Genomic DNA, 18,662 nt, shown 5'->3' on the forward strand with positions numbered 1-18,662 from the left:
CACTGGCATGTTACATAACGGCTATCTTAATCAAAGCGTGCTTTTATTATGTGGACCATTGCAGTTGCCTCGGCCAACCCGGCCAAAATTAATGCCGTGAAACAGTGTTTTCAAAGCAACTTTCCTGAGCAAACTTTTAAAGTTAGCGGCTATGCGGTGTCTTCGGGTGTTGCCGAACAACCGCTCACCAGTGCCGAAACTCTGCTCGGTGCGCAGAACCGCTTACAATCGTTGAAACTGCAAACTGCTGCCGATTATTATGTGGCGATAGAAGCAGGCCTGGATATTGATATGACTTTCGCCTGGATGCTGATTGAGCATAACGGCAAACTTGGCAAAGCACGTTCAGCCAGTCTGATGTTGCCACCGGAGGCGCTGCATTTGCTGGCAGAGGGTATGCAACTGGGTGATGCCATGGACCAGTTATTTGGCACTACTAACATTAAACAAGCCGGCGGTGCTATCGGCTTGCTGACCCATAACCAGTTAAGCCGGGCCAGCGTGTATCAACAGGCACTGACCCTGGCGCTGATCCCGTTTTTAAACCCAGAGCGCTTTTAAACTGCCACCGGTTCAGCTTGGCTGTGTTCTGCCAAGCGGCGTTTTTCCAGATAGGCATACAGCTGCTCGGTAAAAAAACCGTGCATTAAAAAGCGCTGGCCTAAATTCCAGGGACCAACCAAATAATGCGGGTATTTGTTGTAGGCCATTTCGGCCAGTTTTGGCTCGCCCACTAAGTCGCCAATCCGGATAGCGATAGACTGGTCCAGATTAAAACCATTAATGGCATCGCGGTATTGCTCGCGGGTTAGCAGTAAACAGAATAAACACATAAACAGGGCATGGGCACTTTCAAAATCGAGCCATTGGGTGCGTTTTTCTGTTAGCTGAAACTGTTCCATATCAACCGGTTGCCAGTGCTGCCAGTTAAGTTCCTCCGTTTTTAGCGGCTCTGCCGGATGGTGCCAGCTGCCAAGCTCAGCAAATAAGCGGAACAGCTCCTGATCATGCTCAACAAAGCTGGCCTGCTGCATCTCGCTTATGCTTTTTGGATACAGGTTTACCGGCGTAAAGTCGCCAGCCGGGCTGTTCGCCGCCAGAAAATTCAACACATTGGACTCAGTGGCATAGTGGCGCAGGATCAGCAAATTCGCTTCCCGACTGACAAAGTGAGTGCAGAACCAGCAAATGAGTTTTTGTAAGCTGGTGTGGGCGCTAAATTGTGGCAATGGCAGTCGTTTAAAAAACCAGACAATATGCAGCAAAATCGCAAAAATAAACTGCAGCAATGGCCGTACACCCCAGCGTAACGGATTTTGTAAATCTTTTGACCAGAGATCCAGCGCCGCTTGCTCAATGGGTAGCGAGTTATCATTAGCGATGGCTTTTAAAAAGGCACTTGGCTCAGCGTTACTTTTACTGCTGTCATTAATACTCATGATCAACTTCTTCCAGTTGCAGGCAATACAGCCTGGCGGTAACACGGGCGGTGCGAACTATTGCAGCAAGTTGCGCCGGGCTTTGACATAACCGGTCGAGCAACTGATACAGCTTCTGCAAATGGTCATCATCATTGGCACCGTGGTAACGCATAAAGCGGGTATAGCTGCTATCACCGCCGGTACTTTTGTCGATTTGTGCTGCCCAGTCGCTGGCCATTTTCTGGCCGAGGCCCTCAATAATCCACATCGCGCCGACTAAATCGATGGGGTTGCTCTGGCTGGCCCGGTACATTAAAAAACCATGTAACGCTTCGGTACCAATATTGCGCGCTGCGTGTTGAATATCCGCCAATTTTCCGCCCGCGGCAACATAGTCTTGCTCCAGCATTTCGTAATCTCGGTGCTCTTCGCGGGCGTGACCGATAATGACCGAGCGCACGTCACTGTAGTCGCGGTCAAAGCTGGAGGCGCAGCGGCTGATCCAGCGTGAGCCTTCAATAACCTGCTGACGCCAGTTTAGTAGCAGCTGACAATAATCGGCTTTGCTGAACTGGCCCCGATCTAAGCGCTGCAACAACGGTACCCGGCCGAGCTGGCGTTCAAACTCAAACCATACCCGCATTAACGCCTGTAAACATTGTTGGCCCTGCGGGCTTAATACTTGCTCAGTCATTCAGGCTTCCACCACAGTCAGTTGCATATACGCATTATTAAAGCGGCCACTCTCCGGCACCATACATAAAATGGTATCGCCGGTTTTATATTGCCGGGTGCGACGAAACTCGTCCAGCATAATAAAGATAGAGGCGCAGCCGGTATTACCCCGGTCATACAGATTGCTGTACCACTTATGATCAGCAATACCGACCCCGGCGCGCTGCATCATATCGAAAATTTTACCGCGAAAATAATGTGACGAGTAATGGCACAATACATGGTCGACTTTGTCTGGTTGCACCCGGCCTTCGCTGATTAAGCGCAAATAGCCATCCACTCCCAGCTTAACGATATTTTCCAGCAATCGCACATCCTGCCGAATTAGCAGTGCCCCAGCCGCTTCGGCTTCGGCGTAGGTAGGATAATCCTGCCAGCTGCGCTGTTCACTGCTATCGCCTCGATAACCCACACTCATACACACCGGGTAAGCATCGGCATGGGAAAAACTGCGGATCCAATCCACCCGGAAACAGCGGCCGCGGGCTTGGGTTTCCAGTAATACGGCGCCAGCGCCGTCAGACAACATCCAGCGTAAGAACTCGGCGTTAAAATCCAGCTCACTGCCGGCGGCTTCATAGCGGCTGGCTTTAAATAAACGTGAAGTCAGCTCACTCGCAACCACTAAGGCATTGGTCTGTTCGCCAGCCAGCAAATTGGTATAGGCGGCTTTTAATGCCATCATGCTGCTTGAGCAAATGCCATGACTGCTGTGCAATTCAATATCACTCAGACCAAGCTCGGCCTGCAACATCGAACCAAAACCGGGCAATACAACATCGCCCTGGCTGGTGGCGGCGCTCAGCATTTTTATCTGTCGTTTACCCAGAAAGCTGCTGCTTAAACAATGCTCAGCGGCTTTCGCTGCCATGCCGGCATTGCTGATGGTGGTGTGGTGGTTAGCGTCCATGGCGTAGTGGCGGGTTTTAATGCCATTAGATTGCAGAATACGCCGCTTTAAGCGACTGGGTTTGCCGTGCACTAAACCCAGCAATGGCTCCATCTGATCATTACTTATCGGCGGCCCCGGTAAAAAGTGGCCGCTACTGGTAATAAACACGCTCATAGTTTTACCTGCGGATGCTTTAACGCGGTAAATAAACAGCGCAGGTTTTCTTCCAGATAAGGCAGCACGCAAACGACGGCCATAAAACCCAGATAGTAAGGCAGGTAAGTATCGCCGCCATGGGCATAGGGCATTCGCTGCAGGTAAAATTCGCCCTGCCAGTTAAAACTCAACAGTTTAATAAAGACCGGGTAATTAATGACGATGATCAACAACAACATATACATGGGCAAAGTAGCCAGATAATTATGCGCATGCATTTCCCAGACGCTGATATGGCGTTTGGGCGCCGCGTAATGCACGTCGTAATGCGCAACGGCCTCATGTGCCAGCCAGGCAACAATGCAAATCAGCATAATCAGCACATTAACCTGAAACAGCAGGCATAACAGAATAGGCACCGCCATCTGAATGCCCATTAGTGAGTGAATGAGCGACTCACGCAAGCCCGAGGTGTATTCAATACGGGTAGCGCGATGGCAGCACCAGTCCACAAAACCGGCAATACCCCACAGCGGTAAAAACACATACAGCATAAGCTGAATTAATAACTGGCTGGTTTGCAACACCCTACTCCTGTTGGTGTTAATACTGCCAGTTACTATATCTTATGGTTAATGGTTTGTAGATTACTTTCCGATACCTTAATTTCGTGAGGCCTGCCGGCGCGCCAGAAAATATAGCGCCGTGCCGAGTAATACAAAAAGCGCCGTGGCGATAACCGATGATAAACTCACCTGCAGCGCCAGCCAGCCACAGGCGGCAAGGCCCAGCAGCGGAATGGTATAGCCCAGTGGCAACACAAAGCTGTCGCTGACAGCCAGTTTTGGCCGCAGCACCGGCACCGCGGCACAGGTCAGGCTGTATAACAGCAGGCGTGATACCACGGTAGCGGCTGCCAGCCATAAAAATGAGCCATACAGGGCAAGCATCAATGCCAGTACGCCAAAAAACAAAATAGAGTTAGCCGGGGTTAAAAAATGCGGCTGTACCGCCCCAAACCAGCGCGGCAGGCTGCCATCTTCGGCCAGCGCGAAGCTGGCGCGGGGCGTGGAAAATATCGCACCGAGTAAATTAGCCGCCACAGAGGCGACTACGCCTAGCATCAATACTATGGCGCCGACGGGGCCAAACAGGGCGGCGGCGACATCCAGTAACGGGCTGCTGGAATTGGCGATATCTGTCACGGCAGCAACACTCACCAGTTGAATGCCAATGTACAGCAGGGTAACCAGCAGTAGGCCCAGGATCAGCGCCCTTGGCATATCCCGCGCCGGGTTTTTTGCCTCTCCGGCGGGTACCACTACTGATTCAAAGCCAACAAAAGCATAAATCAGTAATAAGGTCGCCGCCCCAATATCGTAGGGGCTGTTAAATACCGTTAATGGGTTAAAATCGGGCAGTAGCTTGGTGCCCAATAAACTGGCGCCGGCAACAACCAACAGCAGCAGTACCGCAAACTTGATAACGGTAAGCAGCGCCAGCGAGCGCATGGCCCGCAACGAACCTACGACATTAATCAGAGTAAGGCTGACAATAATTGCTGCCAGTAACAACACACGGTTAAAACCCGCTATTGCCGCTGGCCAGAAGTAACCGATACTGTCGACTAACAACACACTGTTAGCAGCAAACGACACTAAACGGGCAATGTAATATAACCAACCGGCTTGAAAGCCGATAAAAGGGCCAAATGCTGCCGTGCCATATCGCACCGGGCCGCCACTACCGCGAAAATAACTGGCCAGCTCCGCCATGCAGAGCAAAATGGGCAGAATTAGCAGCGCACAAAACAAATAAATTAACGGACTGTATTCGCCGGCCAGTTTTGCGGCGCCACCTGGCAAACCGAAAATACCGGCACCAATTAAGCCATTCACCACCAGCAACCATAGCCCGAATAAGCCCAGATGACGGGGCAGGGTATTGCCAGTGACAGCGGTTTTCAGATCAGGCATAGCAGTTATCCAATGTGGGTAAGCCCCTACTATAAAATGAATAAACCCTTGCTGCACGGTTTTGTTTACTGTGCGCGCCAGCGCACCGATAAGCCCGACTCTGGCAGCTGTACTATACTCAATATTCTGGACTCAATATTCTAGACTTAGTATCCCGGCAATGTTGCTAAGGCTAATTTTTTACCAGTTACTAACGGAGGTATTATGGACTATTTTACTAACGGAAATATAAATCAGGATGCCGTTCGCCGTCGCTTAAAAACCGCCAGAGGCAGTTTTCACAATGCAATCGATAACGTGACAGACAAAGCCGCACCGGCATTCAGAAGGATGTCTGGCAGAGCATCCCATGCGGTTGACAGAATGGCAGATGGCGCTCACGTGGCTGCTGATGCTCTATCGCATAAAGGAGAGCAGCTGCATCATCTGCAACAGCAGCTGGTTGCGGGCAGTCGCAGCACAATAAGAAACCGGCCCTTACTGGCGGTGGGTATTGCCGTCGCAGGCGGTGTACTTTTAAGCTGGTGGTTAAGTCGTCGGCAGCAGCGACAACAGGAACAGTACCCAGATGAGTAGTAATAATGGCTTTGAATGTCGTGAAACAGGCCGCCCCAAAGCGGCCTGTTTTATAACCATTACCCCACAGGGTTAATTAAAGATACTGTTTTAAAAACGCCAGATAGGCTTGCTGCGCTTTAATCCGGTTACTCTTTTTCAAAAAGCCGTGGCCTTCGTCATCAAATAACACATATTCTACCGGTACGCCGTTGGCGCGAATGGCCTCGACCATCTCATCGCTTTCTACCTGCAGTACCCGCGGGTCGTTGGCGCCTTGTACTACCAGCACCGGCTTTTGCACTTTGTCACCATGAAATACCGGGGATATCCGGCGCAGCCGCTCGCCATCTACTGTCGGATCGCCAAGCTCGGCATAAAGGGATTCACGAAATGACTCCCACCACGGTGGAATACTCTCCAGCGTGCGTACCCAGTTGGTTACCCCGAAGATATTAATGCCAGCCTCAAACTCATCGGTAAAGGCCATTGCCGCCATAGTCAGATAGCCGCCGTAGCTGCCACCAATTACGCCAATACGCTCACCCGCCACCCAATCGAGCTGCTGCAGGTATTTTTTGCCGTACACAATGTCCTGTAAGTCATCTTCACCATGGCGCAGGTCATCCAGATGATAAAAGGTTTTGCCATAGCCAGATGAGCCTCGGTTATTGACCGACAACACCGCATAACCATGGTTAACCAGATGTTGGATCATCGGATTGTAACCGGTGCGGGACTGGCCACCCGGGCCCCCGTGGATCCAGATTAAGGCCGGTACTTTGGCGTTGGGGTTAGCCTGGTGGGGTTTGTAAAGTAGCGCCGGAATAGTTAAATCGTCAAAGCTGTTAAAGCGTACCACTTCACTTTGCACCAGATGTTGCTCATTAATACTGCTGTCCAGTGCCTGAGTTAAGCGCTTTGCCTGAGGACTACCCAGTTGCCAGACATATAAATTAGACGGGCTGTTATCGGCATTTAAATAAAAGCTCATATATTTACTGTCATCAGAAAACGACACCCCACGTAAGTCACCAGCCGGTAGCGTGGGTAATTTAAGCGCTTTACCATTTTTAAGGTTGGTAATATTAATTTCGGTAGAGGCATCGGCATTAACGCCCTGTACCCGGTACTGTTCGTCTTCACTGAAATAAATAAAACTGATATCCCAGTCAGCTTTGCTGTATGCAGAGGTTGCAACGCTTTGCAGGTTGTAGCTGTAGGCCGCTACAAACTCACTTTTACCGTCAGCCCCAAACAGTAATGCTTTACTGTCCGGGGTGAAGCCATAAATCTGATGCGAAATATTGCCCTGATGTTCAGTAATTAATACCGGCCTGGGAGTGGCGCTACCAAGGTCAACCAGAAACAGGTTGTTATCGGCATTATTGCGCTCTTTGCTCAGCGCCAGATAGCGACCATCTTTGCTGACATTACTGATGCTATAACCATCGTCATTCTGATAGATCAGCTTGCGGCCGTAGTCCTGGCTGTTGTAATGATAAAGATCGAAAAAACGCGGGTCACGTTCATTGGTGGCAATGTAAAAGCTGCCGTCGTTGTGCCAGCCAGCAAAGTAGGCTTTGAGTTTATCGCCGGGGGTCAGATCCCGCACTGTGCCATCTACCTCGCGCAGATAAACATGGTTTAACTCATTACCACCCTGATCAGAGGTGTACAGCAGCCGGTCATCGTTTGGAAACCAGCTAACCGGAAAGGCCGGATCGGTGGTCGATTTCGTCAATGGCTGCCAGTTCTTGCCATCCATACTGACCCGGTACAGGTTAAAAACGCCTGTTTCATCCGAGGCCACCAGCATCGCGCTGTTATCGTGATTAATATCATTACCAAAATACGTTTTGGTCGCAAAAAACTGTTCTACACTATACTGTGGAACGTTAAAAGACGTGTTTTGAGAAGCGCTGTTCTGTGTGCTGGCTGACGCAGTGTCAGTGGTATTATTACAGCCGGCTAACAGGGTACTGGCCAGCAGGGCAAATAAGGTAATACTGGGGCGAGATAACATACATTTTCCTTTTTAATGTTGATATAAGTCATCACGACTGCCTTACCTGTGATGGGTTAAACCAGAATTTAACCAGCTAGCATGGGGTTATTTCAGAAATTTTTTTACATACCAGCAGCTGGCATGAATGGTGAAATTTTGTGCTCTGGCCCAGGCCAGGCCGTGGCGCACCAGTTTTTCGGCCAAACCCTGGCCGCGCAGCTCGGGTGGCACAAAGGTATTGGTAAAATTGATGGTGTTACCCGCTAATTGATAATCCAGTTGCGCCTGCTCACCGTCACCTGCCAGCACAAACCGCTGATGCCATGCCTGATGAATAATTTCGTCACTTGTCATGCTTACTCCTCCAGCCACGGGGTTTGCGGTAATAAATTTAAATGACTGACATAGCGCGCCAGATTAAAACTTTGCTGATGCTCTATTACCTCCACCATCTCGGGTGCCAATGCACAGGCTATCAGGCCAATAGCATCATCATAGCTGTTACCCGTCATCCGTAGCCGCATTAAGGTCGCTTTTACCTCAGTGGGGTAGTTGTCAGCCAGTTGGTTTTCAACTACTTCAAACAGCATGGCCTGATCGACTTGTTCTTCCTGCATGGTGCACCCTTGTTGTTGTTGATCAGCGCCGTAAAACTGTTGCTGCATCCTGTATTTGCTTAGGCTAAGCTAGCCAGAAATAAATAACAATAAGCAGTGTAGACTATGCAAGCGCAGCAACAAGGTTGGCAGAGCCGGCTGCAGGCTCTGGGGCCCGGTATTTTAATGGCAACGGCCGCGATTGGTGGCTCTCATCTGGTGGCCTCTACCCAGGCCGGCGCGCTATTCGGCTGGCAACTTATCTGGCTGATATTAATAGTAAATATTGTAAAATATCCCTTTTTCCGCTTTGGTGTGCAATACACTCTGGAACACAATGAAAGCTTGCTGCAGGGCTATCAGCGCAAGGGTAAGGCGTATTTTTATAGTTTTATCGGTTTAAATATTATTGCGGCAGTGGTCAATACCGCCGGGGTGCTGTTACTTACGGCAAGTCTGCTGCACTATGCGCTGCCGTGGCCGGTGAGTGTGCCGCTTTTGTGCGCGCTTATTCTGACATTGTGCCTGGCGATTTTATTGCTGGGCCATTACCGGGCGCTGGATAAGGTGGCCAAGCTGATTATGCTGCTGCTCACCGTCACTACCGTCGCCGCGGCTATTATTGCTGCCAGCAACGGGGCCAGCGCGCCCGCTGATTTTATTGGTCCGTCACCCTGGCAACTGGCGATGCTGGGCTTTCTGGTAGCATTAATGGGCTGGATGCCGGCGCCGATTGAAATCTCTGCTATCAGCTCGTTATGGCTTAAGGCGAAGTTGCGCCAGCAATCGATTAGCCGCGCGCAAGGCTTGTTTGACTTTAACCTGGGTTATTGGCTTACGGCGGCGCTGGCGCTGGTGTTTGTCAGTTTAGGTGCATTGGTGCAATATGGCTCAGAGCAGGATATTGCCCTGGCAGGAGCAGCCTTTGCCCAGCAATTAATTGGCATGTACGCCAGCACCATCGGCGATTGGGCCCGGCCAATGGTGGCGTTAATTGCTTTTCTATGTATGTTTGGCACCACCATCACCGTGCTGGATGGCTATGCACGCACCTTAAATGAGTCGTTTACTTTGCTTGGCTGGCAGCAGCCTGCTAACCGGCACAGTCTGAATATTTGGTTGCTGGTGCAGGCAGCCAGTGGCATGGCACTGCTATTGTTTTTCAGCGCTGCGCTGGGACCTTTACTGACGTTTGCCATGACACTGGCATTTTTAACCACACCGGTGTTTGCCTGGCTCAATTACAACCTTATGGCAAGCAGCTCCGCCGCAGGGATAAGTTGGCCATTAAAGTGGTTAAGTTGGCTTGGTTTGGCTTATCTTAGCGGTTTTGCATTACTCTATTTATTCTGGTTTGCTGGCCTGTTTTAAGCGGGTGGAATAAAGGATGGATCCAAATTATATTTTTCTAATACGCCAAGCCAGGCAGGGTCGTTTTTCATCTGGGTAATGATGCGATTTAACTCCGTACCAAGTTGTGTGTCTTCGCTGCTATACATCAGGCGACGGATAATGTGTTCATGCGGTTTTTCAGCCACGTAATATAAAGTTGGGTTCTCGCCATGGCTAACCTTGTATTGCAAGGTTGATTGGCTAATGACAGTAAAGTCGCCGCGTCCCAGTCGCAACATATCCAGCACATTATCTTCATGCATGGTATCGACCCGGATCAGGATACTATTTTTTTCTGCCTGCTCCAGCCCGACATAGCGATAACCCTGCACGCCAATAAAGGTTTTACCCACCAGATTATCCAGATTATTGCTAACGAAGGGGCTGGCGGCTAATGAAACAAAAATATCATTCTCCTGTAATACGCCCTGAGTGAACTTGACCCTGGTACCCAAATGTTTAAACCATACTGGCTGTACACCGACAACAACGTGAGCAAACGATTGTTGCAACATCGCGTCAATGCGACGTCGTGGCATAAACTCGGTTCTGAAAGAAAACTGCTTACTGTAGCGATTAAGATAGTTAGCCAAATCGAAATACAAACCTTGCTGCTGATTGGCATCAACAATATAGGGCGCTTTAAAGTGATAGGTAAGTAGCAACACTTCCTGCTTTGGCGCTGCCAGTAAGGGTAAACTGCACAGCAAACAACACATTAAAACAGCGTACAGACAGCGATAATTTGGCATAATCTCAATGTTAATGACGGCGGATAGCGTTAGCTTAGCCCAGTAATCTCTGTGAAACCAGTTAAAAACTGGCCAACCCACACTACGTTATCAGTACCAACTGATGTTAAGACTGTCGATAAGCTCATCTTGGTTATAGGTGGCTTTAATTTCTACATTATCGCCATACAGGGTCAGTTGGTTAAGGCTATCAAAAGCATCGGCAAAACGCGCCATAAAATCGGCCCGGTTTGCCGGTAAGCCTAAAAATTTCAACTGTTGTTGAATATCACTGATGGCGTAGTCGTCTAAAATATTAGTTACCGTCAGGCCAACTAAATGGCTTTCATTGTAGCTAACCGCCAGGACCGGGCTTAATACTGAAAGACGATTGCCGTCACGTAACTTGCTGCGATTGAGAGAGGTGATTTGAGGCAGCGTAGCAAGCCTTTTTTCGTCGGGGTTGGCAAGCGTTTGCAGGCTGTTTTTTACTTGTAGCATTGAGTCGGCCGCTGGCAGTGCAAGCTGCAACTTGCCTACAGCATAATGTGTTGCTACCAGGCTGATTTCAACCAGTAACAGCTGATTACTATTACTTTTTATATCCAGATAAGGCGCAAAATTGAGGATAAGCTGGCTATCGTCGCCTTGTAGTGAAAATTGATACTGATCTACAGAGATCAACTTCTCCTGATAGAACGCTTTTATCTCTGTTAGAGGCGCACGACGCCGGAAAGTATCGTCTAACCGCCATTGATGTTGTTGAAAGCGCAGATTTTCAAGCAGTCTTTTCTTTATTTCTGCTGACAAAAGGTTATTGCTTTGATGAAATGCAACTGCATTATTACCAGCAAAAACAATCAGATGCTCCTGGCCATAAATCCAGGCGGTCTGCTCTTTTTCCAGCGCCAGCTCTGCATCGGGCGTACCAAATAATGCCTGTACTTGCGGCGGCGTCATACCGACACGGGCGCCATAAAAACCATGCTGCAGCGATATGGTGTCCGAAAGCGGCGCCGATTCAACCTGCTCTGTGTGGGTGACAACTGGCAAAGACACCGCAAACTGCATGCTGGTGGTGAGGGAAGCCTGCCGGGTTTCAGCTTGCTTTTGGCCTGCACTGTTGTAGGGAGCGTACACGGTCGGTAAGTCGTTATCTTGCTGACATAAGGTAATTAACTCGGCCGCAATCCGGTATTTAACCTCACGGCCTGAATGTCTGATGGTTTTCAGTGATTCACTGTTACTGATAACGCCTTGCACATCAGTTAAAATGACCGCATTTGCACCAGCTTCGGCCGCTTGTTGGCGAATTTTAGCGATAGTATTTTGCAATAAGGTTTGTTTGGCCGTCGCAATATCATCATCCCGCGCTACCGTTTTATCTGTAGCCTCGGCGTACCGGACTACCTGATAATCGCACTTAGGATAGCTGTTTAATACCGGCGGCAAGCCGGCATCTGCATGGCAAACACTGCTAATGGTTATGTTTAGGGCTACGCCAACAAACAAAAGTACTCTGGCTGAGTGCATTGGTACTAACGTTTCCAATAAGGATTTAAGCCGAAAGTAACACTGCAGGTCTTTGATGTAAACGCAGCGGCTAAGTTTCTTAATGCATAGTATTCCAGCCCTTCCTCAATAACACTCAGTGATATTCGTCCTTAATTGCGTTTTTACAACGCCAGAGTTTTTTCACCGCGAGCAATGCCTGATACGCCACTGCGCACCACTTCTAAAATAGTAGTGCCGGCTAATGCCTGAATAAAGGCATCCAGTTTGTCGCTGGTTCCCACTAACTGCACGGTGTAAGTTGTGGCGGTGACATCAATGATCTGGCCGCGGAAAATATCAGCACAACGTTTTACTTCGTCGCGCGCCGCGCCGCTGGCTTTTACCTTGATCAGCATCAGCTCGCGCTCAAGATGCGCCGACTCATTTAAATCGGTCAGTTTTACCACTTCAATCAGCTTGTGTAACTGCTTGGTAATTTGCTCAATCACTTGATCATTACCATGAGTTACCAGGGTTAAACGCGATAACGTCGCATCTTCAGTGGGTGCAACCGTAAGCGAATCAATGTTGTAGCCGCGCTGGGCAAATAAACCGACTAAACGGGCTAAGGCGCCCGACTCGTTTTCCAGCAGCACAGAAATTATATGTCGCATGCTAAGTCCTCTCTGTTTTGCTTAAAAACATTTCATTCATGGCGCCACCGGGTATTTGCATCGGATACACGTGCTCTTTCGGGTCGATATGAATATCGAGGAACACCAGCTGATCTTTCAGGGCAAAGGCCCGCTCCAGGGCTGGAATAAGCTGCTCAGGTTCGGTTACCCGAATGCCAACATGACCATAGGCTTCGGCCAGTTTGACAAAGTCGGGTAGGGAATCCATGTACGAGCTGGCATAACGTGACTCATAATTCATATCCTGCCACTGCTTCACCATGCCTAAATAGCCATTATTCAGGTTGATGATTTTTACCCCCAGGCCATATTGTTTGCAGGTCGATAGCTCTTGAATATTCATCTGAATAGAGCCCTCGCCGGTGACGCATACTACATCAGCATCGGGATAATTCAGTTTAACCCCCATGGCCGCCGGCAGGCCGAAGCCCATGGTGCCAAGACCGCCCGAGTTAATCCAGCGGTTGGGTTTGTTAAAGCCATAATATTGCGCGGCAAACATCTGGTGCTGTCCTACATCACTGCAGACAAACGCATCGCCTTTGGTAATTTTACTGACCTGCTCAATCACATACTGCGGTTTTAACTGCGGGGCGGCGTTGTCGTAACGGCCACCGTGCACAGTGCGCCACTCATAAATTTGCTGCCACCATTTTTTCATCGCAGCGCTATCGGGCTTTTTCTTTTTATGATGCAGCAACGCCAGCATTTCGCTTAGCACCGGTTGCACCAAACCGACGATCGGAATATGCGCATTAATGGTTTTACTGATACTGGCCGGGTCTATATCAATGTGAATGATAGTGGCATCGGGGCAGAATTTTTTGGTGTTATTGGTTACCCGATCATCAAACCTGGCACCTACTGCCAGAATTAAATCGGCATGGTGCATTGTCTGATTAGCTTCATAGCTACCGTGCATGCCCAGCATACCAATAAATTGTATATCGCTGGCCGGGTAACAGCCCAGCCCCATCAATGTATTGGTTACCGGTAAGTTAAGCAGCTGTGCCAGTTCGGTCAGTTCATTCGAGGCGCCGCCCATTATTACCCCACCACCGGCATACAGTATCGGCTTTTTAGCCGCCAACAGTGCGGTAACTGCTTTTTTAATCTGGCCACTGTGGCCTTTTAATTTGGGCTGATACGAGCGCAGTTTTACTTCGCTGGGGTAGTGATAAGGAAACGTCTGGCTGGGAATGGTCATATCTTTTGGGATATCAATTACCACCGGACCAGGCCGGCCACTTTGGGCAATATAAAAGGCTTTTTTAATAATAGCCGGAATATCTTCTGGCCGGCGTACCGACATATTGTGCTTACAAATAGGCCGGGAAATACCCAGCATATCGGTTTCCTGAAACGCATCGTCACCAATTAAGTGGCTCATCACCTGGCCGGTTAACACCACCATCGGAATAGAATCCATATAGGCGGTAGCAATACCCGTCACCGCGTTGGTGGCTCCCGGGCCTGAGGTGACTAGGACCGCACCGGCTTTACCACTTGCCCTGGCATAGGCATCGGCCATATGGGTAGCCGCCTGCTCGTGGCGCACCAATACATGTTTAACTTTGGTTTGTTGAAATAAGGCATCGTAGATATGCAGCACAGCGCCACCCGGATAGCCATAAAGGTACTCTACTCCTTCATCGGCCAGCGCCCGGATAACCATGGCGGCACCCGATAACATCTCGGTTTGTTTAGATTGGCTTGTCATGGTGTTGTCTCATAGTTTTATAGCAAAAGCGTAAGGCCAACGCTGAAAACCAGCATTGGCTTAATAATCTGCAGTACGCGCATGGGTACTGCCTGTTTGCTACGGGGACGGGTTGTTAACTATGGCGTTCTTGTTGTCGCTTCTTAAGAAGTCATATTATCTGAACGCTCTTACAATTTACGGGATGTTAGTGGCAATGTCGATGGTTTTTTCGAATTTGCACCATAGTGCTCAGAGCTTGTAAAATAGCGCATCCGGCCACATAGTTAGGCCATTATGGCGAAATACAGGACCTGTCAGTTATGCATAGCCCCATTGTAGAAGTCACTCTCCAAAATGCCCGTGAAGTGCTGGAGCAATCGAACACGCAACTGGTACTGTTTCAGTTTCACTCAGCACGCAGTGAAGGCTGTCAGCAATTAACTCCTATTTTAAAGAAGATCGTCCAACAGTACCCCAAGCAATTATTGCTGGCCCGGGTAGATTGCGATCAGCAGCAGGACTTAGCCATGCAGTTTGGCGTACAGTCTTTACCCACCGTAATGCTGATTAAAGATGGCCGGCCGGTAGATGGCTTTGCCGGTGTTGAGACCGAACAAGCGATTATGACCCGCTTACAGCCTTATTTACCCAAGCCTGAAGATGACCTTATTGCTAAAGCGCAGCAGTTTTTGGCTGAGCAAAATCCGGCTGAGGCCTATCCATTATTTAAACAAGCACTGGATTTAGCGCCCGAGCGGACTGAATTAAAAGTATGGTTGGCTGATACTGCGGTCAGCCTGGGTCAGCTGCCACAGGCGCAAGCCCTGCTGGCTGAGGTGAAACTGGCTGATCAGGACAGCATTTACAAAGCGGTGGTAGCGAAACTGGAACTGGCGATGGAAGCGGCCGACACCCCGGAAATTCGCGCTCTGGAGCAGCAGCTGGCGGCGAATCCTGATGACAGCAGCATTAAGGAAAAGTTGGCAGTACAGTATCAGGCAGCGCAGCGCAGTGAAGAAGCGCTGGCACTGCTGCTGGGGATTTTACAGCAGGACCTGAACTACGGTGACAGTAAAAAACTGTTTCTGGATATTCTGGCCGCCCTGCCTAAAGGCGATACCGTTGCCAGCCACTACCGGCGCAAATTATACAGTTTGCTGTACTAGTGACGAATTCCGGGACGCTGCAGCAGGCTTTTGCCGCATGCAGTGCGGTGCTTCAGCAAAACCGGCAGTACTGGCAGCTGGTACCTTTTGCCTGCCAGCAGTTACCCTGGGATAATCCGGCGTTAGCAGAAAAACTGCTGGCCCTGCCAGAGCGGGATTTAGCCTGTATTGATCAGGACCCGGCCTTGCAGCAACAGCATCTTGGCGAGCTGTTTTGCGACCTGTTTCAACTGAAATACCATTTAAACGCCCCTGAAAGCACCTTAATAGCGCACGAATTAAAACCGGTGCCCTTCTGGCTGACCAACGGCATTGGCGGGCGCAAAATGGCTCAAATTACCGCTTTTTCCAGCCAGATACCGCAAAGCGATTTGCCACTGCTCGAATGGTGCGCTGGCAAAGGCCATTTAGGCCGCCTGCTGGCCTGGCAGTTTCAGCGGCCGGTAACCAGTGTTGAGTGGCAACAGCAGCTTTGTGCCGATGGCAGCGCCCTGGCCAGTCAGTTTAATATCCCACAACGCTTTGTTCATGCCGATGTGCTTACGCCACAAGGCAGCGCGGTATTGGCACCACAGCAACAGGTAGTGGCACTGCATGCCTGTGGCCAATTACATATTGAACTACTACGCCAGGCTGTCAGCAAAGGTTGCCAGCAGTTGCATCTGGTGCCCTGTTGTTATCATTTAATTCCGGATGAGCAATATCAACCATTATCTGCTTTGGCGCAGCAAGCTGATTTGGCACTTAGCCATCACGATTTAAAACTGGCGGTGCAGGGCCAGGTAACGGCCGGTGTCCGGATTGAAAAGTTGCGCCATACCGAAGTAAAGTGGCGACTGGCTTATCAGGCACTGCGCGCCGCGCTGACCGGTGACAATAACTACCAGCCATTATCGTCGGTTGGTAAGCATTGGTTTAGCGGTGATTTCGCCGATTTTGCCCGTTGGGCCGCAGATCAACATCAACTTACCCTGCCAGCAGCGCCTGACTGGCAACACTATTTAACAATGGGGGCTGAGCATGCTGCGCTGGTAACACGGATTGAGTTGGTGCGGCATCTGTTTCGCAGGCCGCTTGAGCGTTGGCTGGTGCTGGATCGCGCGTTATACCTGCAGCAACACGGCTATCAGGTGCAGTTAAACGCGTTTTGTGATTATCAGGTAACCCCGCGCAACCTGCTACTACAGGCTGTGCGTCAGAACTAATGCCGGCTGCGTTCTCGCATAAAAGGCCGGCACTTAGGATGACAGCAACACGCCAGCGGCACTACTTTGTTTTTCCTGCTGATAAAACGCCTGTATTTTCTTATCTTTGATCAGCCAGCGCTGATTTAACCAGAGCTGGAAGCGCTCCCGAAAAGCAGTATCATTAAAGTAGTCACCAATAACCTGCTCGTCTACTGCCAGCACGTCAGCCTGAATAACGATACGTTTTAGGCGACCCATTAACATATCCAGTGCTACATGTTGCTGATTATCCGGGTAAATTAACGTGACATCTAAAATCGCATTAAACTGCTCGCCCATGCTGGCAAGGGTAAAAGCAATGCCACCGGCTTTTGGGGGCAATAAGTATTGAAACGGGCTGCGTTTAGCCAGACGTTTTTGCTCGGTACAACGACTGCCTTCGACAAAATTAATAATGGTAGTTGGCACGGTTAAAAACTTGGCACAGGATTTACGCGTCGTTTCAATATCTTTGCCTTTCAGGTGGGGCTGTTTTGCCAGCGTGGCTGCACTGTAGCGTTTCATATAGGGCATATCCAGCGCCCAGCAGCCAGTTCCTAAAAAAGGTATCCACTTTAACTGATCTTTTAAAAAGAATTTAGGCTCGGGAATAAGCTTATGGGCAAAACCGCTGACCACCGGAATATCCAGCCAACTTTTATGGTTGCTGATCAGCAAATACCAACTTTCCCGATCCAGTGCCTGCTGGCCACTGATTTGCCAGTCAACATCATTGAATAGGTTAATAAGGCCGGTGTTTACCATGGTCCAGCCACGAAAGCAGCCACGGCCAGCCATCGCCAGCAATCGGTGCATAGCTTTAAATGGCAACAACAGTTTCAGGATACCCAGTGGAGTAACCACGATACCCCAGAACGCCAGGTTTAGCGCAAAACAGCTGAAACTGATCGGTAACAATAACCAACCCGGTAAAAAACTTAACATCAGCTAACTCCTTTTTCTGCCAATGCGGCCAACTCCCGATCTTTCTGTTGCCATAGCTGGTTTACCCATTGCTGAAAGTGCTCGCGGTAGTTAGGGTCGTTGTAGTCGCCAATCAAATCACTGCTGATCGGTAGCACGTTAATGTTGACTGTTATATCACGAACCTTACCCGAAATATAATCCCAGAAACTGGGGATCCCTTGCGGGTAATAAATAGTGACATTGAGCATTTTGTGCAGCTGATTACCCATGGCACCGAGCACAAATGCCACACCACCGGCTTTGGGTTTTAACAAATGGCTAAAGGGTGATTGCTGCATGTCATGCTTAGCTTTGGTAAAGCGGGTGCCTTCTACAAAATTCATAACGGTCGTAGGTTTAAATTGAAATTTAAGACAGGCTTTGCGGGTAGTTTCGATGTCTTTACCCTGCAACTGCGGATTTTTCTGCAAAAAGTGCTTGCTGTAACGTTTCATAAACGGAAAATCGAGCGCCCACCAACAAATGCCCAGCAGCGGCACATAAATCAGTTCTTTTTTAAGAAAGAATTTTATAAAGGGAATTTTGCGGTTAAAAATATTCTGTAACACCAGAATATCAGCCCACGACTGATGGTTTGCCAGCAGCAGATACCAGTCTTTGCGGGACAATTGTTCCAGCCCCTGCACATTCCAGCGAATGCGGGTAAATAAACGGGTGGTAAAGTTGTTAACACTGATCCATGCCACAGCACAGGCATCCAGCAGATAAGTCATCCAGCTTTGCCAGCGCGTAATAGGGGGCAATTTCAATATGGCCAGCAGCGTTACCGGTACAAACCAGAATAAGGTGTTAAAGAAATACAGTAATACCGATATCACGCCAACAACGGGCTTGGGTAGAAAAGAAAACATAGCGCACCTGATTATTTATACCCGTCCTACCTGCATCTTCAAGTTGTTTGGGTAGCGTGCTGCCGTGGCTGGCAACATA

Annotated in this window: 19 protein-coding genes; 5 read left to right on the forward strand and 14 right to left on the reverse strand. The window is 49.5% G+C overall.

What is annotated here, in order from left to right; all coding sequences use genetic code 11:
• The first annotated feature begins 48 nt into the window (after window positions 1–48).
• Window positions 49–561, forward strand: coding sequence for an inosine/xanthosine triphosphatase (gene yjjX / locus B2X65_RS09345; protein ID WP_290612186.1), 513 nt, complete (start codon window positions 49–51; stop codon window positions 559–561).
• Here the strand turns inward: yjjX and B2X65_RS09350 are convergent.
• The 5 genes from B2X65_RS09350 to B2X65_RS09370 form a co-directional block, all read right to left on the reverse strand.
• Window positions 558–1,439, reverse strand: a complete 882-nt coding sequence (locus tag B2X65_RS09350) for a DUF6999 family protein (RefSeq protein ID WP_290612188.1) — start codon at window positions 1,437–1,439, stop codon at window positions 558–560. The genes yjjX and B2X65_RS09350 overlap by 4 nt on opposite strands.
• On the reverse strand, window positions 1,429–2,115 hold the full coding sequence (locus tag B2X65_RS09355) for an iron-containing redox enzyme family protein (RefSeq protein WP_290612190.1): 687 nt from the start codon (window positions 2,113–2,115) through the stop codon (window positions 1,429–1,431). Before B2X65_RS09355 ends, B2X65_RS09350 begins: the two co-directional genes overlap by 11 nt.
• Window positions 2,116–3,222 (reverse strand): beta-ketoacyl-ACP synthase III, encoded by a 1,107-nt coding sequence (locus tag B2X65_RS09360; RefSeq protein WP_290612192.1) that lies wholly within the window; start codon window positions 3,220–3,222, stop codon window positions 2,116–2,118.
• Window positions 3,219–3,791: a diguanylate cyclase gene (locus B2X65_RS09365; RefSeq protein WP_290612194.1), complete on the reverse strand. Its 573-nt coding sequence runs from the start codon at window positions 3,789–3,791 to the stop codon at window positions 3,219–3,221. The genes B2X65_RS09360 and B2X65_RS09365 overlap by 4 nt, the downstream gene beginning before the upstream one ends.
• 75 nt (window positions 3,792–3,866) lie before the next feature.
• Window positions 3,867–5,180, reverse strand: a complete 1,314-nt coding sequence (locus B2X65_RS09370; protein ID WP_290612196.1) for an APC family permease — start codon at window positions 5,178–5,180, stop codon at window positions 3,867–3,869.
• 204 nt (window positions 5,181–5,384) lie between these two features.
• Here B2X65_RS09370 and B2X65_RS09375 point away from each other — a divergent pair, with 204 nt between their 5' ends.
• On the forward strand, window positions 5,385–5,756 hold the full coding sequence (locus tag B2X65_RS09375; protein ID WP_290612198.1) for a hypothetical protein: 372 nt from the start codon (window positions 5,385–5,387) through the stop codon (window positions 5,754–5,756).
• A 76-nt stretch (window positions 5,757–5,832) separates the two neighbouring features.
• Here the strand turns inward: B2X65_RS09375 and B2X65_RS09380 are convergent, their stop codons facing one another.
• From B2X65_RS09380 to B2X65_RS09390, 3 genes are all read right to left on the reverse strand, one after another.
• Entirely contained in the window at window positions 5,833–7,761 is a 1,929-nt protein-coding gene (locus B2X65_RS09380; RefSeq protein WP_290612199.1) for a S9 family peptidase, read from the reverse strand.
• Between the two features lie 87 nt (window positions 7,762–7,848).
• Entirely contained in the window at window positions 7,849–8,097 is a 249-nt protein-coding gene (locus tag B2X65_RS09385) for a GNAT family N-acetyltransferase (RefSeq protein ID WP_290612201.1), read from the reverse strand.
• Between the two features lie 2 nt (window positions 8,098–8,099).
• Window positions 8,100–8,408 carry a hypothetical protein gene (locus B2X65_RS09390; protein ID WP_290612203.1) on the reverse strand — a complete coding sequence of 103 codons (309 nt, stop codon included), beginning with the start codon at window positions 8,406–8,408 and terminating at the stop codon, window positions 8,100–8,102.
• Window positions 8,409–8,465: 57 nt separating this feature from the next.
• Between B2X65_RS09390 and B2X65_RS09395 the strand changes: the two genes are divergently transcribed.
• On the forward strand, window positions 8,466–9,710 hold the full coding sequence (locus B2X65_RS09395; protein WP_290612204.1) for an NRAMP family divalent metal transporter: 1,245 nt from the start codon (window positions 8,466–8,468) through the stop codon (window positions 9,708–9,710).
• On the opposite strand, the gene B2X65_RS09400 is transcribed toward B2X65_RS09395, so the two are convergent.
• The 4 genes from B2X65_RS09400 to B2X65_RS09415 all read right to left on the reverse strand — a co-directional run bounded on the left by B2X65_RS09400 (window position 9,707) and on the right by B2X65_RS09415 (window position 14,371).
• On the reverse strand, window positions 9,707–10,483 hold the full coding sequence (locus tag B2X65_RS09400; protein ID WP_290612205.1) for a substrate-binding periplasmic protein: 777 nt from the start codon (window positions 10,481–10,483) through the stop codon (window positions 9,707–9,709). The two genes, B2X65_RS09395 and B2X65_RS09400, sit on opposite strands and share 4 nt — an antisense overlap.
• A gap of 90 nt (window positions 10,484–10,573) precedes the next feature.
• Window positions 10,574–12,013 (reverse strand): hypothetical protein, encoded by a 1,440-nt coding sequence (locus tag B2X65_RS09405; RefSeq protein ID WP_290612206.1) that lies wholly within the window; start codon window positions 12,011–12,013, stop codon window positions 10,574–10,576.
• A gap of 125 nt (window positions 12,014–12,138) precedes the next feature.
• Window positions 12,139–12,630 (reverse strand): acetolactate synthase small subunit, encoded by a 492-nt coding sequence (ilvN, locus tag B2X65_RS09410; RefSeq protein WP_290612207.1) that lies wholly within the window; start codon window positions 12,628–12,630, stop codon window positions 12,139–12,141.
• A gap of 1 nt (window position 12,631) precedes the next feature.
• A complete protein-coding gene (locus B2X65_RS09415) occupies window positions 12,632–14,371 on the reverse strand; it encodes an acetolactate synthase 3 large subunit (protein WP_290612208.1) in 1,740 nt (579 codons plus the stop codon).
• A 302-nt stretch (window positions 14,372–14,673) separates the two neighbouring features.
• Here B2X65_RS09415 and B2X65_RS09420 point away from each other — a divergent pair, with 302 nt between their 5' ends.
• Window positions 14,674–15,519, forward strand: a complete 846-nt coding sequence (locus tag B2X65_RS09420; RefSeq protein WP_290612210.1) for a tetratricopeptide repeat protein — start codon at window positions 14,674–14,676, stop codon at window positions 15,517–15,519.
• Window positions 15,519–16,724, forward strand: a complete 1,206-nt coding sequence (locus tag B2X65_RS09425; protein WP_290612211.1) for a methyltransferase — start codon at window positions 15,519–15,521, stop codon at window positions 16,722–16,724. Before B2X65_RS09420 ends, B2X65_RS09425 begins: the two co-directional genes overlap by 1 nt.
• A 33-nt stretch (window positions 16,725–16,757) precedes the next feature.
• Here B2X65_RS09425 and B2X65_RS09430 read toward each other — a convergent pair whose 3' ends face one another.
• A complete protein-coding gene (locus B2X65_RS09430; protein WP_290612212.1) occupies window positions 16,758–17,690 on the reverse strand; it encodes an acyltransferase in 933 nt (310 codons plus the stop codon).
• Window positions 17,690–18,583, reverse strand: a complete 894-nt coding sequence (locus B2X65_RS09435; protein WP_290612213.1) for an acyltransferase — start codon at window positions 18,581–18,583, stop codon at window positions 17,690–17,692. Before B2X65_RS09435 ends, B2X65_RS09430 begins: the two co-directional genes overlap by 1 nt.
• Between the last annotated feature and the right edge of the window lie 79 nt (window positions 18,584–18,662).

Origin of the sequence: Arsukibacterium sp. UBA3155, assembly GCA_002364615.1 — a bacterium.
Classification (GTDB): Bacteria; Pseudomonadota; Gammaproteobacteria; order Enterobacterales; family Alteromonadaceae; genus Alishewanella.

Coding starts and splice junctions, on each gene's coding strand:
- yjjX (WP_290612186.1), top strand. CDS start 49: ATGTGGACCATTGCAGTTGCCTCGGCCAACCCGGCCAAAATTAATGCC.
- B2X65_RS09350 (WP_290612188.1), bottom strand. CDS start 1,439: ATGAGTATTAATGACAGCAGTAAAAGTAACGCTGAGCCAAGTGCCTTT.
- B2X65_RS09355 (WP_290612190.1), bottom strand. CDS start 2,115: ATGACTGAGCAAGTATTAAGCCCGCAGGGCCAACAATGTTTACAGGCG.
- B2X65_RS09360 (WP_290612192.1), bottom strand. CDS start 3,222: ATGAGCGTGTTTATTACCAGTAGCGGCCACTTTTTACCGGGGCCGCCG.
- B2X65_RS09370 (WP_290612196.1), bottom strand. CDS start 5,180: ATGCCTGATCTGAAAACCGCTGTCACTGGCAATACCCTGCCCCGTCAT.
- B2X65_RS09375 (WP_290612198.1), top strand. CDS start 5,385: ATGGACTATTTTACTAACGGAAATATAAATCAGGATGCCGTTCGCCGT.
- B2X65_RS09380 (WP_290612199.1), bottom strand. CDS start 7,761: ATGTTATCTCGCCCCAGTATTACCTTATTTGCCCTGCTGGCCAGTACC.
- B2X65_RS09385 (WP_290612201.1), bottom strand. CDS start 8,097: ATGACAAGTGACGAAATTATTCATCAGGCATGGCATCAGCGGTTTGTG.
- B2X65_RS09390 (WP_290612203.1), bottom strand. CDS start 8,408: ATGCAGCAACAGTTTTACGGCGCTGATCAACAACAACAAGGGTGCACC.
- B2X65_RS09395 (WP_290612204.1), top strand. CDS start 8,466: ATGCAAGCGCAGCAACAAGGTTGGCAGAGCCGGCTGCAGGCTCTGGGG.
- B2X65_RS09400 (WP_290612205.1), bottom strand. CDS start 10,483: ATGCCAAATTATCGCTGTCTGTACGCTGTTTTAATGTGTTGTTTGCTG.
- ilvN (WP_290612207.1), bottom strand. CDS start 12,630: ATGCGACATATAATTTCTGTGCTGCTGGAAAACGAGTCGGGCGCCTTA.
- B2X65_RS09415 (WP_290612208.1), bottom strand. CDS start 14,371: ATGACAAGCCAATCTAAACAAACCGAGATGTTATCGGGTGCCGCCATG.
- B2X65_RS09420 (WP_290612210.1), top strand. CDS start 14,674: ATGCATAGCCCCATTGTAGAAGTCACTCTCCAAAATGCCCGTGAAGTG.
- B2X65_RS09430 (WP_290612212.1), bottom strand. CDS start 17,690: ATGTTAAGTTTTTTACCGGGTTGGTTATTGTTACCGATCAGTTTCAGC.
- B2X65_RS09435 (WP_290612213.1), bottom strand. CDS start 18,583: ATGTTTTCTTTTCTACCCAAGCCCGTTGTTGGCGTGATATCGGTATTA.